The organism is Parvularcula bermudensis HTCC2503, assembly GCF_000152825.2.
In the GTDB taxonomy this organism is placed as follows: domain Bacteria; phylum Pseudomonadota; class Alphaproteobacteria; order Caulobacterales; family Parvularculaceae; genus Parvularcula; species Parvularcula bermudensis.
In genome coordinates this window covers 1029597-1044508 of the sequence record NC_014414.1, presented here as the reverse complement: position 1 = coordinate 1044508, position 14912 = coordinate 1029597, and the positions used below count along the sequence as shown (strand labels likewise).

The 14912-nt window shown below is 62.4% G+C and carries 15 protein-coding genes; 11 read left to right on the top strand and 4 right to left on the bottom strand.

Annotated features, from left to right (window positions below; genetic code table 11):
• The first annotated feature begins 43 nt into the window (after nt 1-43).
• The 5 genes from PB2503_RS05015 (at nt 44) to PB2503_RS04995 (ending at nt 3272) form a co-directional block, all read left to right on the top strand.
• Entirely contained in the window at nt 44-742 is a 699-nt protein-coding gene (locus tag PB2503_RS05015) for a ZIP family metal transporter (RefSeq protein WP_013300147.1), read from the top strand.
• A gap of 76 nt (nt 743-818) precedes the next feature.
• Nucleotides 819-1451, top strand: a complete 633-nt coding sequence (hisH, locus tag PB2503_RS05010) for an imidazole glycerol phosphate synthase subunit HisH (protein WP_013300146.1) — start codon at nt 819-821, stop codon at nt 1449-1451.
• The gene (hisA, locus tag PB2503_RS05005; RefSeq protein WP_041534895.1) at nt 1448-2185 is read left to right on the top strand and encodes a 1-(5-phosphoribosyl)-5-[(5-phosphoribosylamino)methylideneamino]imidazole-4-carboxamide isomerase; all 738 of its coding nucleotides are present in this window, start codon (nt 1448-1450) and stop codon (nt 2183-2185) included. Before hisH ends, hisA begins: the two co-directional genes overlap by 4 nt.
• The gene (hisF, locus tag PB2503_RS05000) at nt 2182-2946 is read left to right on the top strand and encodes an imidazole glycerol phosphate synthase subunit HisF (protein ID WP_013300145.1); all 765 of its coding nucleotides are present in this window, start codon (nt 2182-2184) and stop codon (nt 2944-2946) included. Before hisA ends, hisF begins: the two co-directional genes overlap by 4 nt.
• Nucleotides 2943-3272 carry a phosphoribosyl-ATP diphosphatase gene (locus PB2503_RS04995; RefSeq protein ID WP_013300144.1) on the top strand — a complete coding sequence of 110 codons (330 nt, stop codon included), beginning with the start codon at nt 2943-2945 and terminating at the stop codon, nt 3270-3272. Before hisF ends, PB2503_RS04995 begins: the two co-directional genes overlap by 4 nt.
• Here PB2503_RS04995 and gshB read toward each other — a convergent pair whose 3' ends face one another.
• Entirely contained in the window at nt 3273-4226 is a 954-nt protein-coding gene (gene gshB, locus PB2503_RS04990) for a glutathione synthase (RefSeq protein ID WP_013300143.1), read from the bottom strand.
• Between the two features lie 68 nt (nt 4227-4294).
• Here gshB and PB2503_RS04985 point away from each other — a divergent pair, with 68 nt between their 5' ends.
• Nucleotides 4295-5899, top strand: coding sequence for a glutathione synthetase (locus tag PB2503_RS04985; protein ID WP_013300142.1), 1605 nt, complete (start codon nt 4295-4297; stop codon nt 5897-5899).
• Between the two features lie 55 nt (nt 5900-5954).
• On the opposite strand, the gene trhA is transcribed toward PB2503_RS04985, so the two are convergent.
• Both trhA and PB2503_RS13850 read right to left on the bottom strand, forming a co-directional pair.
• Nucleotides 5955-6650 (bottom strand): PAQR family membrane homeostasis protein TrhA, encoded by a 696-nt coding sequence (gene trhA, locus PB2503_RS04980; protein ID WP_013300141.1) that lies wholly within the window; start codon nt 6648-6650, stop codon nt 5955-5957.
• An 80-nt stretch (nt 6651-6730) separates the two neighbouring features.
• Nucleotides 6731-7453: an O-methyltransferase gene (locus PB2503_RS13850; RefSeq protein WP_013300140.1), complete on the bottom strand. Its 723-nt coding sequence runs from the start codon at nt 7451-7453 to the stop codon at nt 6731-6733.
• Nucleotides 7454-7730: 277 nt separating this feature from the next.
• Here PB2503_RS13850 and pnp point away from each other — a divergent pair, with 277 nt between their 5' ends.
• From pnp to PB2503_RS04950, 5 genes are all read left to right on the top strand, one after another.
• The gene (gene pnp / locus PB2503_RS04970) at nt 7731-9857 is read left to right on the top strand and encodes a polyribonucleotide nucleotidyltransferase (RefSeq protein ID WP_013300139.1); all 2127 of its coding nucleotides are present in this window, start codon (nt 7731-7733) and stop codon (nt 9855-9857) included.
• Nucleotides 9858-10078: 221 nt separating this feature from the next.
• A complete protein-coding gene (locus PB2503_RS04965) occupies nt 10079-11491 on the top strand; it encodes an arylsulfotransferase family protein (protein ID WP_013300138.1) in 1413 nt (470 codons plus the stop codon).
• Nucleotides 11488-11706, top strand: coding sequence for a hypothetical protein (locus PB2503_RS04960; RefSeq protein ID WP_013300137.1), 219 nt, complete (start codon nt 11488-11490; stop codon nt 11704-11706). The genes PB2503_RS04965 and PB2503_RS04960 overlap by 4 nt, the downstream gene beginning before the upstream one ends.
• Nucleotides 11707-11710: 4 nt before the next feature.
• Complete coding sequence (locus tag PB2503_RS13845; RefSeq protein ID WP_013300136.1) at nt 11711-13192, top strand: sulfotransferase; 1482 nt, start codon at nt 11711-11713, stop codon at nt 13190-13192.
• A gap of 109 nt (nt 13193-13301) precedes the next feature.
• Complete coding sequence (locus tag PB2503_RS04950; RefSeq protein ID WP_013300135.1) at nt 13302-13889, top strand: GNAT family N-acetyltransferase; 588 nt, start codon at nt 13302-13304, stop codon at nt 13887-13889.
• 56 nt (nt 13890-13945) lie between these two features.
• On the opposite strand, the gene PB2503_RS04945 is transcribed toward PB2503_RS04950, so the two are convergent.
• Nucleotides 13946-14908: an Hsp33 family molecular chaperone gene (locus PB2503_RS04945; RefSeq protein WP_013300134.1), complete on the bottom strand. Its 963-nt coding sequence runs from the start codon at nt 14906-14908 to the stop codon at nt 13946-13948.
• Nucleotides 14909-14912: the final 4 nt, after the last annotated feature.

The following is a 14912-nucleotide window of genomic DNA, read 5'->3' as shown; positions in this document are numbered from 1 at the left end:
ACCAAAAAGCGGCCAAGAAACAGGGGCCAGGAAAGGATCTTTCATGCTCGTGCTGGCTGTGTTGTGCGTTTCCGCCGCCTTAATTCTCGGCGCGGTTTGGGGCCTTTACGGCCCCCTCAATCGGGTGGTGTCGGGATTTATCGTTGCGATGGCCGGCGGCGCGCTCATCCTGGCGGTCGTGCTTGAATTGGTCGAGCCGTCTATCGCCCGGTCGGGGCTGACGCTCTCCGTCCTCAGCGTGGGGGCAGGCGCGATTGTCTTCTCCAGCGTTGATTATTTGATCGATGAACATTGGCAGGACGGGTCGGGGCTTGGGCTGTTGGCGGCCGTGACCCTCGATGGGATTCCCGAAAATGTGGCCCTCGGCGTGGCGATCATCGGCAGCGGCTCGGCCGAGATGGTGGTGCTGGCCGGGTCGATCGTTCTTTCCAACCTCCCCGAGGCGGCCGGCGGGGCCAAGGCCATGGCGGAACAAGGAGACCGCTCGAAGATGGCCGTACTCGGAATATGGTGTGCCACCGCCGGTCTGCTCGCGGCCGCGGCGGTTCTTGGGCATGTGGGACTGTCGGGGGCGCCGGACAAAATCCTCGATGCCTTGAGGTGTTTCGCCGGCGGCGCGGTGGTTGCCTCCCTCGCGACCGAGGTCTTTCCCACCGCGTTTCGCGAAGATCATCATCTGGCGGGTATTGCCACGACGATCGGCCTCATCGCCGCCGCCGGCCTCCACCACCTTGGAGCATAGCGGACGCGGGTCCTTGCGGGGAGAGTGCGCACAGCCGACTTGCCGCGGATGGACACGACGCCTAACCGGCTCCTCTATGCAGACGGTCGCCCTCATCGATTACGGCTCTGGCAATCTCCATTCCGCCGAAAAAGCGCTCGTGCGCGCGGCGACGGAAGCCGATCTCAATCGCACGATCACGGTCACCGACGACCCGGCTGTGATTGCGGCGGCGGATCGGATCGTCCTGCCCGGCGTTGGCTCTTTTGGTGGCTGTCGGCGGGCGCTCTATGCCCGACCCGGTCTCGTTGACGCCTTGCGAGAAGCCGTGAGTGAGCGCCAGCGCCCGTTTCTCGGCATTTGCGTGGGCCTCCAATTATTGGCCGATACCGGCCTCGAATACGGCCCACACGCAGGATTGGGATTGATCCCGGGGACGGTCCGGCAATTGAGCGTTTCCCCCGGCCAAAAGCTTCCGCATATCGGATGGAATGATGTGATCGCCGTGGGGCATAAGCTGATCCCGCAAACCGGCGATGCGTATTTCGTTCACTCCTATTATTTCGATGCCGCAGACCCCACGACCGTGATCGGGTCCGCTCATTATGGCTGCGCCTTCCCCGCCGCTCTGGCGAAGGGGAATGTGGCGGGCACGCAATTCCACCCCGAAAAAAGCCAGGCCTTCGGCCTCGCCCTCCTCGGCCGTTTTATGGAATGGGAGCCGGAATGAGCTTCGACCTTTGGCCTGCCATCGACTTGAAGGAAGGGGAATGCGTCCGCCTCCTCAAAGGGGAGATGGACAGTGCCCGGACCTATGGAAAGGATCCCGCGGCGATGGCCCGACGGTGGCGGGACGCAGGGTTCGACAAGCTCCATGTCGTCGACCTCGATGGTGCCTTTGCGGGCAAGCCCGCCAATGCGGCGGCGGTGGAGGCGATCCTTAAAGAGACCGATGCGGAGGTTGAGCTCGGCGGCGGTATCCGCTCCCTCGACACGATCGAGCGCTGGTTGTCCCTGGGGGTCGCCCGGATCATCCTTGGCACGATCGCCGTCAAAGATCCCGATATGACGACGGCCGCTCTTACCGCCTTCCCAAGCCGGATCGTGCTTGGGCTCGATGCCCGCCAGGGACAGGTGGCGACGGAAGGATGGGGCGAGGCCTCGTCGATCTCCGCCGAGGAGGTTCTGGACCGTTACGACCGCGCGGCCATCGCCGCCGTGGTCTATACCGATATTGACCGTGACGGCGCTCTCAGCGGGGTCAATCTCGAAGCGACAGCGGCCCTTGCCCGCACCGCCGGCGTGCCGGTCCTTGCCTCGGGGGGCATTAAGGACCTGACCGATATCGAGGGACTGGTCGCCCGCCAAGGGGACGGGATCGCCGGGGCCATCCTCGGCCGCTCCCTTTATGAGGGGACCCTCGACCCGACCGCCGCCCTCAATGCCGCGGAGGGGGCCCCATGACCTTGAAAGTTCGCTTGATCCCCTGCCTCGATGTCAAGGACGGCCGGGTCGTGAAAGGCGTCAATTTCGTCGGGTTGCGCGATGCGGGGGACCCGGTGGAGGCGGCCAAGGCCTATTCCGATCAGGGGGCCGATGAGATCTGTTTTCTCGACATCACCGCCAGCCATGAGGAGCGGGGCACCCTTCTTGATATGGTCACCCGCACCGCCGAGCAGGCCTTTTGCCCCTTGACGGTCGGCGGCGGCGTCAGGTCGGTCGAAGATGTGCATGCGCTGTTACAGGCCGGGGCCGATAAGGTGGCGATCAATTCCGCCGCCGTCCGCGACCCCGCCCTGGTCAATGCCGCCGCCGAGGCAGCGGGCAAGCAATGCATCGTCGTCGCGATCGACGCCAAGCAAGTAGACACGGGCCGGTGGGAGATTTTCACCCATGGCGGTCGCAAACCGACGGGGGTCGATGCGGTGGCCCATGCCATGGATGTTGCCGCCAGGGGAGCTGGAGAAATCCTTCTTACCTCGATGGATCGGGACGGGGTGAAGACGGGGTTCGACCTGGCCCTGACCCAGGCTGTCAGTGACGCGGTCCCGGTGCCGGTGATTGCGTCGGGCGGCGTCGGCACCCTCGACCACCTGGCCGAGGGGGTGATCTACGGCCGCGCCTCGGCGGTACTGGCGGCGTCGATCTTCCATTTCGGCGAGCACACGATTGCCGAAGCCAAGGCGCATATGGCCGGTGAAGGCCTGCCGATGAGGATCCTATGAGCGATATCGGCGCCACCCTTGAGCGGCTGATGACCACCATCGAGGGGCGGAAGGGCGCCGATGCCGGCGATTCCTATACCGCCTCCCTGCTCCGCAAGGGCCCGGTGCGATGCGCGAAGAAATTCGGCGAGGAAGCGGTCGAAGCGGCCCTGGCCGGGGCCCTCGGCCAGCGCGAGGACCTCGTCGCCGAGACCGCGGATGTCCTCTATCACCTCGCCGTCCTCCTCGCCGCGAACGAGCTCGATTGGTCGGACATCTCCGCCGCTCTCACCAAGAGAGAGGGCGTTTCGGGACATCAGGAAAAAGCGGCACGGTCGCCGGACTGATCAGCCGCGCGCATCCTCAACCCATTGCCAGAATAGGGCGGGAATATCGGCCCCGCCGAACCGCTTGACCTCCTGCACCCCGGTGGGGGACGTGACATTGATCTCCGTCATCAGCCCCCCAATCACATCGATCCCGGTCAGGACGAGACGGCGAGCCTTGAGGGCCGGGCCGATCCGCGCACAAATCTCCCTGTCGCGGTCGGTCAACTCGACCTTCTCTGCGCGCCCGCCGACATGCATGTTCGAGCGAGCCTCCCCCGCCGCAGGAACCCGATTGATCGCCCCCACCGGCTCTCCATCAAGGAGCAAGATGCGCTTATCGCCTTCCCGCACCTTGGGCAGATAGCCCTGCGCAATCAGGGGCACGGGCCGCCTGGGATCGAGCATCATTTCCAGTAGTGAGGCAAAGTTCTGATCGTCATTGGTGAGGCGAAAGACCCCCGCACCGCCATTCCCGTAAAGCGGCTTGACGATGATATCACCGTGCTTTCGCCGGAACTCCGCCAGAGCGCCCTCATCCGCGGTAATCAAGGTCGGCGGCATCAGGTCGGGAAAATCCATCACGAAGATTTTCTCCGGCGCATTCCGAATTTCCGCCGGGTCGTTGAGGACTAAGGTGCGGTCGACAATCTTTTCCAGCAGGTGACACGCCGTGATGTAACTCATGTCATAGGGGGGATCCTGCCGCACCAGCACCACATCGACATCCGTCGCAAGGTCGAGGACCCGCCCCTCACCGAACTGAACGTGACGCCCCTGCACGCGGCTGAGCGCCGTTACAGGGCGGGCCGCCACGGAAAGCGTCCCCCCCTCCAACCGCAAATCCGCCGCCGCATAGGTGAAGATCTCATGCCCCTTGGCCAATGCCGCCTCGGCCAGCGCAAAGCTCGTATCGGCCTCGACGGCGACATCTTCGAGCGGGTCCATCTGGATGGCGCAACGTAAGGCGGGCATGGCAATCAGCTCCTTTTGACGCCGGATGAGGGAAGGGTGGGCACAGCCACTTTCCTTAATGCGGCGCCATGGTAAAGTCTTCAAACGCTTGGGGGCATATCGTCATGGCAAACCAGTTTGTCGCCTATCAGGATGAACGGCATGGCCTCGCGGCCTGGGTGGCCGAACAGGTGGCCGCCGACCTGTTCCGCAACCCCCTGCCGACGACGGCGGTCGCAGAGGCGCCCGGCGGCGAGGGCGTCCAGGTCGATGCGGCGGGGATGCCCGCCTTCACCGCCGAGACCTATGGCATGCGATTGACCGCCGGCGGTAATGCGCGCCCGTCGGCCAGTTTCGGCGCCGATGCGTCCCCCGCCGCCCCGGCCCGGCAACTCGATCACGCCTACCGCACCTGGACCTCTCCGCGCAGCTCGGCTGACCAGACCGTCGCTGCGGTGGTCGGGCGCCAGGCCCAGGTCGGGATCGTCCCGTTCTATGATCATGATCAGAGCTTTGCGCGGGAAACCCTCGAAGCCTTGATGGATTTTCCCGGCACACAGATCCTCAGGGAATATGTGGCGGAGAGTAATTACGTCCTCGCAGCGCCCACCGATCTGATCCATGAAATCGAGCAATCCGGCTTCACCAACAGTTTCGCCAAAACCGGTGATGGAAGCCAGTTCGCCTGGAACGCGGAAAAGCAACAGCGCTATCTGCGCAAAGTCACGACGATCTATGCGTCGGCCGAGGCGATGCGCCAGTGCGCCGCCGCGCTTGACGGGTTCAGGGCTCGGGGGATCGACATTCAGCAGATCCCCGACGGGGTCGACACCTATCGCGAGGGCTTGCGCCTTGGGGCGGAATTGCTCGACCCCCGACGCAAGGTTGAGACAAAATTTTCGCAGAATGAACATGTGCGGGTCAGCAAGAGCATCGGCGCCAACCATAATAAGCCGCTGATCGCCGTCCTCTTATCCGCCGACCGGGCGCAATCGGCGGGGGCGTTTCCCCACGATCAGGATTACGCTGTGCTGGAGGCGGAAATGGCGGGGGCGGATAGGATCCGAACGTCATTCCTGGCCTTGACCCGTCGGCCCGATCCGGCGCCGGGCGGCAAAAAGCCGAAGGGCCCGAAAAAGTCTCCCCTGGCGACGGAGATGGCAAGCTTCGGTAAAGTGTTTGCGCCGCCCTCCCCCGCGGCGGGAAAGAGCGGCGGAGGCAAGGCCCCGACGGATCATCGCGCCCTTTATCCGCTGCCCGGCGTCGATGACGGCGCCGGCGGGGCAAGCCGATCGGGGGGGGCCAAGGGGGGGCCCTCACTCCTCCGCGTTCTTTATGCTTTCGATACGGTGGGGGAGAAAGTGGCGGATATATCGCCGGTTCTAAAGGCCCTGGCCGAGAACCATTTCTCGTATATGACCACGACTCTCGACAATCGTCCGGGGCATCCGATGGTGGTCGCGATCGATGTGCCAAAGAGCCATTGGCGCGCCATGGAGCCCGTTCTGAAGGAAATCCTGAAGATGTCGCGGGTCAGCAAATTGGGGGCGTTTCCCGCCGTTCGCCCAATGGTCGCCGCCGCCATTCGCCCTGCGAAACCTACGAATGAGCGCCGCCAGACGATGGCGATCGCCGCGTCATTGCTGATCGTGGCCGTTGTCGCCGGCTATGGCCTCTTTGCCGGGTTGACCTGACGGGCCGCCCCATTCCGCCCTTCCCGTCCCTGCCCCTCCTTGAGAGGCGGCGGGCTTACGCCGCAGCGGGCGCCTTCAAGACATAGGCGTAGATCGCCACGAAATGGCAAATGCTGCCGGCGAGCACAAAGCAATGAAAGATCGTGTGCGTATAGGCGCGCGATTTCCACGCATAGAAGCCCGCCCCGACTGTAAAGCAGAGCCCGCCCGCAAGCAGCCAAGCAAAGCCACCAAACTGTAAGCCTTCATACAATTGCTTGCCGATAAAGAGGGCGACCCATCCCATGCCGATATAGCTGGCGAGCGAAATCCAATCATATTTCCGCAGCGACTTCATGTAGTGGAACACGACTTTCGCCCCGATGCCCAGCAGGGCGAAGCTCCAGATCACAATCAACAGGAGTTTCGCCGTCAGCTCCGGTAGGACCAGGGCGAAGGGCGTGTAGGAGCCTGCAATCTTAAGGTAGATCGCGGCGTGATCCACCGACGCCAATTTGTGCTGGATCGGAAAGTTGAACATCGCGTGGTAGACGGTCGACGCCAGGTAAAGGGCGATGGCACAGGCGCCATAAACGCTGATGGCGGTAAGGCCCCCCGCTCCGAGGCCGACATCCACCGCCCTCAGGATCAGAACGATCAATGCCGCAATTGCCAGCAGCACCCCCACACCATGGGTCGCGGCGTGCAGGACCTCCTCAAAGGGGGTATGCACATCGTGCAATTCGGCTGGTCGGTTCGGCAATATAGCCATCGTTACAATGTAGCTCCTTCGCAGTTGCAACAAAAGTGTTTCTTTTGAAAGTCTTCTGACCCCTTCAGGTTCCATGCCGTCTAGAACGGCCGCCAATCATCCCATTTGCGGGTATCGTCCGCCGTCTTTTGCAGGACCGCAATCGGCGCATCATCAAAACGCAAGCCGCTCCGATCCTGCGTCCCCAAGCCGTTCACCAGCCGCCGACCGCGCCGGAGGAGGCGATGCCCCAGGCCCCGGGAGCGGACCGACGAGGGCACCAGCCGATAATGACGGTGATGACGCGCAAAGCTGATCACCCGCCGAACGGCGGGCATCCAGACATCGTCAAACACGATCAGCCCGCCCCGCCGCAGCATCCGGTCGAGGTAGAAGAAATCGACGAACACGAAGTCAAACAGGTGCGAGCCGTCGATAAAGGCGAAATCGAGCTCCGTGCCTTCAGCCAGAAGTCGGGGCAGCACCGTCTCGGACCCCGCTTCATGGGCCACGAAATGCGGGCCGTATCCGGCACGGTCGATATTGGAGAGGGCCGTCGCCCCGAAACTGCTGCGCTGAACGGGATCGATGGCGATATGGGCCCCCTCCCCCCGTTCGGCATGGGCCTGACAGATGGCGAGGGTCGACAGCCCGTAAGCCATGCCGACCTCTAAGGTTCGACGGGCATCGGCTTCCTTTACAAGACGATAGAGCCCCTCGGCGACCGGACGCGGGGTCGCTGTGGGGAAGGGATTGATGACGCGGCCATCCGCCGTGGTCACCTCCCCCCGGTCGTAAATCATGGTCAGCGTAGGGTTCAGCATGGATCACCTCATGCCCCTGTTTAGCCCCCAGACACCAAGAAAGCGTATGCCCGCCCGGCCCGTGCTGCCCTGCCGCCCTGCCGCCCTGCCGGCGGATAAGCTTAAGGGACGAAGAACGCTGACCGGGCGACGATCATCGCCCCCCCCGCAGACCCAAAGCCCTTGTCAGTTGCGTCTCGAAGCTGACTGGCCCAGAAGGCGCCCAATCGTTTACCACAGAAGAGAAACGAGAAGGCCGCACGGCAATTCGGCTGGCGGCGTGCACGAAAGATTATCGATGTTCACGATTACGAAGAAGACGACCGAGTGGGCCGGACGCCCCCTCACCCTCGAAACCGGGCGGATCGCCCGACAAGCCGATGGCGCGGTTCTGGCGACCTATGGCGAAACCACCGTTCTGGCGACCGTTGTCGGTCAAAAAGAAGCAAAACCCGGTCAGGACTTTTTCCCCCTGACCGTCAATTACCAAGAGAAAACCTATGCCGCCGGCCGCATTCCCGGCGGGTTTTTCAAGCGTGAGGGACGCCCCAGCGAGAAAGAGACCCTCACCTCGCGATTGATCGACCGACCGATCCGTCCGCTCTTTGCACCGGGCTTCAAAAATGAAGTGCAAGTCGTCTGCACGGTGATGAGCCACGATCTTGAAAACGATCCCGATGTCGTTGCCATGATCGCCGCCTCTGCGGCACTGACGATTTCGGGGATCCCGTTTATGGGCCCCATCGGGGCGGCTCGCGTCGCCTATAAAGACGGCGAATATCTCGTCAATCCAACTGGCGCCGATCTCGAGGGAAGCCGCCTCGACCTCGTCATGGCCGGCACGGCCGATGCCGTGATGATGGTCGAATCCGAAGCCGATGAATTGTCCGAGGACATCATGCTCGGTGCGGTGATCAAGGGCCACGCCGCCGCCAAGGAGATGATCGACCACATCATTTCCTTCGCGGAGCAATGTGCGAAAGAGCCCTGGGATTACCAGCCCCCGGACTTTTCCGACCAAAAACCGAGGGTCGAAGAAGCAGCCCGGAGCGGCCTTGCCGCCGCCTATCAACAGACCGACAAGACCCAGCGGGTTGCCGCCATCGGCGAGGCCAAACAGGCCGCCTATGACGCCCTGACCGGCGATGATGCTGCGGACCCAATGGATCCGGCGGTGGTCGCGACGCTGCTCAAGCAAATTGAGAGCGAGATCGTGCGCAACGCGATCATCGAGGGACGCCCACGGATCGACGGCCGCGACACCAAGACGGTTCGTCCCATCGAGTCCGAAGTCGGTATTCTGCCGCGAACCCATGGCTCGGCGCTCTTCACCCGGGGCGAGACCCAAGCCATCGTGGTGGCGACCCTCGGCACGGCGGACGATGAGCAGTTCATCGACGCCCTCGAAGGCACGTATAAGGAAAACTTTCTCCTGCACTATAATTTCCCGCCCTATTCAGTGGGGGAAACAGGTCGCATGGGCAGCCCGGGACGGCGTGAAATCGGCCACGGCAAGCTGGCCTGGCGGGCGGTCAGGGCCGTTCTGCCGAGCCAGGAAGAATTCCCTTACGTCATCCGCCTCGTATCTGAGATCACCGAATCGAACGGCTCGTCCTCCATGGCCACCGTTTGCGGGTCGTCCCTTGCCATGATGGATGCCGGCGTACCGCTGAAGCGCGCGGTGGCGGGCATCGCCATGGGCCTGATCCTTGAAGGCGAGCAATTTGCCGTGCTCTCAGACATTCTTGGTGATGAGGACCACCTTGGGGATATGGACTTCAAGGTGGCCGGCACGTCCGAGGGGGTCACCTCTCTCCAGATGGACATTAAGGTCGCCGGCATTACCGAAGAGATCATGCAAACCGCCCTTGGCCAGGCCAAGGACGGGCGGATGCATATCCTTGGGGAAATGAACAAGGCGCTGTCGGCCTCCCGTGGGGAGCTGGGCGAATTTGCCCCGCGCATTGAGACGATGAAGATCCCCGTGGACAAAATCCGCGATGTCATCGGCTCGGGCGGCAAGGTGATCCGAGAGATCGTCGAGAAGACCGGCGCCAAGATCAACGTCGAAGACGATGGGACGATCAAGATCGCCTCGTCCGAACATAGCCAGATCGATGCGGCGGTGAAGTGGATCCGTGGCCTGACGGACGAGCCCGAGGTCGGTGAGGTCTATAAGGGCAAAGTCGTGAAGACCGTCGATTTCGGCGCCTTCGTCAATTTCTTCGGCGCGAGAGACGGGCTTGTTCACATCAGTCAGCTCAATGACGGCCGGCCCGAAAAAACCACCGATGTGGTCAAGGAAGGCGATGAAGTGTTCGTGAAGCTGCTGGGCTTCGACGATCGCGGAAAAGTGCGTCTCTCCATGAAGGTTGTCGACCAGGAAACCGGCAAGGATCTCGAACAAGCCGGAGCGGCAGAATAGAGATCTTCCGAAGGGGCGACCGGTACGGACCGCGCCGCCCCCTCCTTTGACATGACGAAAGCGCCCCTGCGGGGGCGCTTTTTTTATGCCGACGCCCCTCTGTTGCCCCCATCGGCTAACCGCTGGGGGCGCGTCGGCGGCCCGGACCACTCACCGGCGTCATGGTTTCTCAATCCCTTTCGGAGACAAGGAAAAGCAGTTGAGGGAGGTCTCAGCGCACCATGGCGCTCGACAAGATCATGTTTGGCCGGGTCGAAGGGTGGGCCGTGGGGCTTTGCGGGCTTAGTGCCCTTGTCCTTGGCGCCCTGTGGGGGATCGGCGCCTCCCGGTGGGGATGGTTTCCCGGCCCCGCGGTCGGGGAGTTGAGGGCGGTGATTGTCGGCGTTTCCACGGATGATCGCGACCTGATGCTGCGGATGAACACCTTAACCTTTGCCCCCTTCCGCTATCCAGGCGAAGCGGAGTCGACCTTTTTGCCCCTAGCGGACCTCTCACCTATGCGCCTCGCCCCGGACGCTGCCGGCGACGTCCCGCGGATCGACGGCAATTTGACGTATCGCGCGCCGGGCAGCACCGATCATTACCTTGTCTATGGCAGCTTTTGGTTTGCCGAGCAGAAGGCGAATTGGGGCACGATCCTCATCGACGATCAGGGTCAGCTTGCCAGAGGCTGGGCCTTCGAGCCCGACAGCTATGACTTTCACGGTGGCCATATCGGGCTCGCCCTCGCCCCCGACGGCACCGTGGCGACCAATGCCCATGGGGTCCTGATGGCCAAATCCTGGTGCGGCGCCCCCTTGTGGCAAGCGGATCGTCCGCGCCCCACCGACGGCCCCCCCCGTCCCCATGATGCGGTGGATGGCCATGATTGGCACCACGATATCAGCGTTGGCGGTGGGCGGTTTTGGACCTTTCGCGGGACGACAATCATGGGCGTCGATATCTCCACAGGGGCGATCATCGACGAGATCCCCGTCACCGATGTGATGGCGTGGGGCCGCCGCCAAGGACTTCACCTGCTCGATAGTCGCCGTCGCGATGTTGAGGCGATCACCCAGACAAACCTGGCCGAGCGGTTCATCTTCGACCCCTTCCACTTCAACAAAGTGGATTATCTTGAGGAGGACGAAGCGGCCGCCCACCCCGACTTTGAGGTCGGCGATCTCTTGATCAGTGCCCGAGAGTTAAATCTCGTCTTTGTCATCCGCCCGGCAGAAGAGAGGATTGTCTGGTGGCGATATGGTCTGACGATGCGTCAACACGACCCCACCTTCACGGACCAGGGGATCGAGGTCTTCGACAATAATGTGGGGGCCGAGCCCCCAAGACCCCGACTGGTTCGCCTCGACCCCGACCATCAGACAGCCGAGGAACTTTTTGATTTCTCGCAATGGGACATGGACATGCCCTGGGCCGGGAATTTCGAGCGAACAGGAAACCGCCTACTGACCGTTGATACCAAGGGTCGGGTGTTGAGCGGCACAATGGACGGCCAGCTCGATTTCGTGTTCGAGAACCGGCTGAAGCGGAGTGATCGCTATCAATGGCTGACCTTACGCGATGCCTCCCGCCTGGACGTTGAAACGGTTGAACAGCTCAACGCTCAATGCACAAACGAAAGGACAACAGGATGAAAGCCCTGCCCGCTCTTTTGATGAGCACCTTCACCCTGCTGACCGGCACCGCCCACGCCTATATCGGGCCGGGCCTCGGCGCCGGGGCGGCGATCACCATTCTCGGTCTCGGCTTTGCGTTTCTTCTGGCCGTTATCGCCTTTGTCTATTATCCGATCCGACGCGCCCTGCGTCGCAGGAACCGGCATACGGCGATGGACCCATCTGATAGCTGACAATATGCTGATTGCGCTTCTGACCCTGACCTTGACGACGATTGCGACGGTTGAGCTCATCCGCCGACTGCCGATCCTGTCGGCCGCCGAAGCGCTGATCGAGGTCTGTCTGAAAGCGCGGGAGGTCGTCTTTTCTCAGACCATCTCCCCCCATTGGAAGGATATGGCGGTGCCGGCCTATGCCGGGCAAACCCTATGGCGAACCCTCAAACTGACGGGGATAATACTTTTTGGCCTTTGTCCGCTGATCGAAGGGGCGATGTTTCTCGCCGTCTTCGACCCTGCGCCGCATGGGGGCCTTCTGAGCCTTGTCATCCCGACGCTCGTCACGCCACTCTATTTGACCCTCAGACACCGGATCAAACCGTCGAAGCAACGCAGCGGCTATTCCCCTGCGGCCCGTACGCTGCACCGTCTCTTCCTGGCGCGGCCCGCCACATTGCGCGGCCTGTTCGCCATTGAACGATTGGTCGCCCCCGCCCCGCGCACGGCGAGACAGGATCATGTCTTTGTTTCAGGGCTCGCACGGGCCGGGACCACCAGCCTGATGCGCGCCCTTTACGCAAGCGGCGCCTTTGCTAGCCTCACCTATCGGGACATGCCCGGGGTGATGATGCCCCGCCTTTGGTCCTGGGTCACACGGCTGGGCGGAAGCGGCGGCCCCCTCAAGGAGCGGGCCCACGGCGATGGCATCCTGATCGACCAGGACAGCCCCGAAGCCCTAGACGAGCCCTTCTGGCGTGCCTATTGCGAGCGTGACTATGTCGGGACCACGTCCTTACGCCCCCATTGCCCCAGCGTGGCACTGACCGAACGGTACCGCACCTATATCGACCAGGTCTGTCACCGTGCCGGCCACGAGCGATATCTGAGCAAGTCCAATAATGGATTGCTGCGCCTTCCTGCCCTAAGGCGGCAATTCCCCAAAGCGCTATTCTTGATTCCCCTTCGGCAGCCTGCGGATCATGCGGCCTCTCTCTGGCGTCAGCATCGACGGTTCTCCGACCGAACAGATCCTTTTATCGCCGATTATATGCGGTGGCTGGGTCATTATGAATTCGGCACGACCCACCGTCCCTTTCGGTTCGGTGAAGGGACACCGCTTCCTTATGACCCTCATAGGACGGATTATTGGTTGGCCTATTGGATCGCGATCCATCAGGCGATCTATCTACAGGTGACCACACCGGGAACGCCCCTGTTCCCCCTGGCCTACGAAGATCTGTGCGATCCGGCCTCTCCCCTCCGTCCGGCCTTGTCGAAGACATGCGGGGTCGCCCTGGACTTCACCGAACTGACCCGGCGGCCGGACCGGCGCCTGCCTCGCTTCTCCCCGGCGCTGCTCTCCCTCGCAGACAGCCTTTATGGAAGCCTCCGGGCGCTTTCCCATGAGCGTTTTGAGCTCCGTACCGAGAACAGCCCTGAAGGGCCCAAAGGGACGGTTCGGAACACCGCTTACCCTCGGCTTTCTTCATCGGCGCGCTAGGCCTTTTCAGACCTGTCGGCGGTGTGACCCCTCTCTCAGGTCTTTGGTTGATCGCCTTTTCTTTCCGCGAACCTTCCCCCTTCGCGCAAAAAGGCGCTAAATCCTTCCCATGACCCTGACCACCTATGAGGGGGAGGCTATCACTCCCTATCTGTCCGATTTGGCGGACCTCAGAATTCGTGTGTTTAGGGAGTGGCCCTATCTCTACGAAGGCGACCGGGCCTACGAAGAGGACTATCTGAAGGATTTCGCCACGGCGAGCCATTCCCTTCTCATCCTTCTCCGTGGAGCCGGAGAGGAGATCGTCGGCGCCTCAACCGGCGCGGCCCTGACCGGTCACCATGACGGCTTTTCGGCCCCCTTTGCCGATTATGGCTACGATCCGTTGACGGTCTTTTATTGTGCCGAGAGTGTCTTGCTGCCCCCTTATCGCGGCAAAGGGTGGGGGCATCGCTTTTTCGATGAGCGAGAAGCCCATGCCCGACGGCAGGATTATGCCCATTGCGCGTTCTGCGCCGTCATCCGTGACCCCGACCATCCGGCCCGCCCCGCAGATTATCGTCCCCTCGATGGCTTTTGGCGTAAGCGGGGATATCGTCCGATAGAGGGACTGACCGCGGATTTTGCCTGGAAGGATGTAGGCGAGACGGAAGAGACGACAAAATCCCTCCAATATTGGCTGAAACCCTTAGCCTAATTTAGACGGGGCCTAATGTGGACGGGGCCTGAAAAGCGCAGGGTCCCGCGCAACGATCACTCCTTGAAGGTCTGTCCGTCCGCATCGAGCGCAAAACGGTAAACCGTCCGGCAAAAGTCGCAGGAAACCTCGATAGCGCCGTCCTCGATCATTTCCCCCAGGGTCTCGCGATCATACTGCGCCAACACCTGCGCAATGCGTGATTTCGAGCACGGACATTCGGCGCGGGCCGTCACGGGATCGAAAATCCGTACCCCGTCCTCGCGGAAGAGACGGTAAAGGAGCCGTTCCGGGGCAAGGGTGGGGTCGAGCAGCTCATCAGCCTGCGTTGTGTCCAAAAGGGTCGCAGCGCGGTTCCAGGCATCGCTGTCATCGTCAGCCATGAGCGAGGCCTCGCCGCGCTCACGGTCGCCCCCCTCCCCGGGGACGAATTGCACCATGATCCCGCCGGCGCGCCATCGCTCCTCCCCATCGGGCCCCTGCACACGGCCAACCGCGAGGCGTATCGCTGTGGGGATCTGCTCTGACTGGCTGAAATAATTCACCGTCGCCGTCGCCAGATCCTTGCCCTCAAGGGGGACCACCCCCTGATAGCGTTCCATGTCGGGTCCTTGGTCGATGGTCATGACCATATGCCCCTTACGCAGGAGGTAGTGGAGTTCCGCCCCCTCGGCCGCCGCGGCGGTCTCCTCTGCCCCGGGGCGGATCATCGCCGTCGAGCGCAGCCCCCCGCCGGCGGAATAATCCGCAACCAGCGTCGACAAGGGGCCGTCCCCTTGGGTCTGCAAAATCAACTTGCCGTCGAATTTCAACGCCGAGCCCAGCATCGCCACCAAGGCCGCCGCCTCTCCCACCAGATTACTGACCGGAAGGGGAAAATCATGGCGTTGCAGGATATCGTCGACCGCCGCGCCGAGACGGACAATACGCCCGCGCACCGCCGCCTCTCCCACCTTGAAGGGAATGACGCGATCGTCAGCGCCCTCGGTCGGCTCAGTCAAAGGAGAGGCGTTCGCCATAAAT

Coding starts and splice junctions, on each gene's coding strand:
- gshB (WP_013300143.1), bottom strand. CDS start 4,226: ATGCCCGCCTTACGTTGCGCCATCCAGATGGACCCGCTCGAAGATGTC.
- PB2503_RS13850 (WP_013300140.1), bottom strand. CDS start 7,453: ATGCTGAACCCTACGCTGACCATGATTTACGACCGGGGGGAGGTGACC.
- PB2503_RS04995 (WP_013300144.1), top strand. CDS start 2,943: ATGAGCGATATCGGCGCCACCCTTGAGCGGCTGATGACCACCATCGAG.
- PB2503_RS13845 (WP_013300136.1), top strand. CDS start 11,711: ATGCTGATTGCGCTTCTGACCCTGACCTTGACGACGATTGCGACGGTT.
- PB2503_RS04945 (WP_013300134.1), bottom strand. CDS start 14,908: ATGGCGAACGCCTCTCCTTTGACTGAGCCGACCGAGGGCGCTGACGAT.
- trhA (WP_013300141.1), bottom strand. CDS start 6,650: ATGGCTATATTGCCGAACCGACCAGCCGAATTGCACGATGTGCATACC.
- hisA (WP_041534895.1), top strand. CDS start 1,448: ATGAGCTTCGACCTTTGGCCTGCCATCGACTTGAAGGAAGGGGAATGC.
- PB2503_RS04960 (WP_013300137.1), top strand. CDS start 11,488: ATGAAAGCCCTGCCCGCTCTTTTGATGAGCACCTTCACCCTGCTGACC.
- hisF (WP_013300145.1), top strand. CDS start 2,182: ATGACCTTGAAAGTTCGCTTGATCCCCTGCCTCGATGTCAAGGACGGC.
- PB2503_RS04985 (WP_013300142.1), top strand. CDS start 4,295: ATGGTAAAGTCTTCAAACGCTTGGGGGCATATCGTCATGGCAAACCAG.
- PB2503_RS05015 (WP_013300147.1), top strand. CDS start 44: ATGCTCGTGCTGGCTGTGTTGTGCGTTTCCGCCGCCTTAATTCTCGGC.
- pnp (WP_013300139.1), top strand. CDS start 7,731: ATGTTCACGATTACGAAGAAGACGACCGAGTGGGCCGGACGCCCCCTC.
- hisH (WP_013300146.1), top strand. CDS start 819: ATGCAGACGGTCGCCCTCATCGATTACGGCTCTGGCAATCTCCATTCC.
- PB2503_RS04950 (WP_013300135.1), top strand. CDS start 13,302: ATGACCCTGACCACCTATGAGGGGGAGGCTATCACTCCCTATCTGTCC.
- PB2503_RS04965 (WP_013300138.1), top strand. CDS start 10,079: ATGGCGCTCGACAAGATCATGTTTGGCCGGGTCGAAGGGTGGGCCGTG.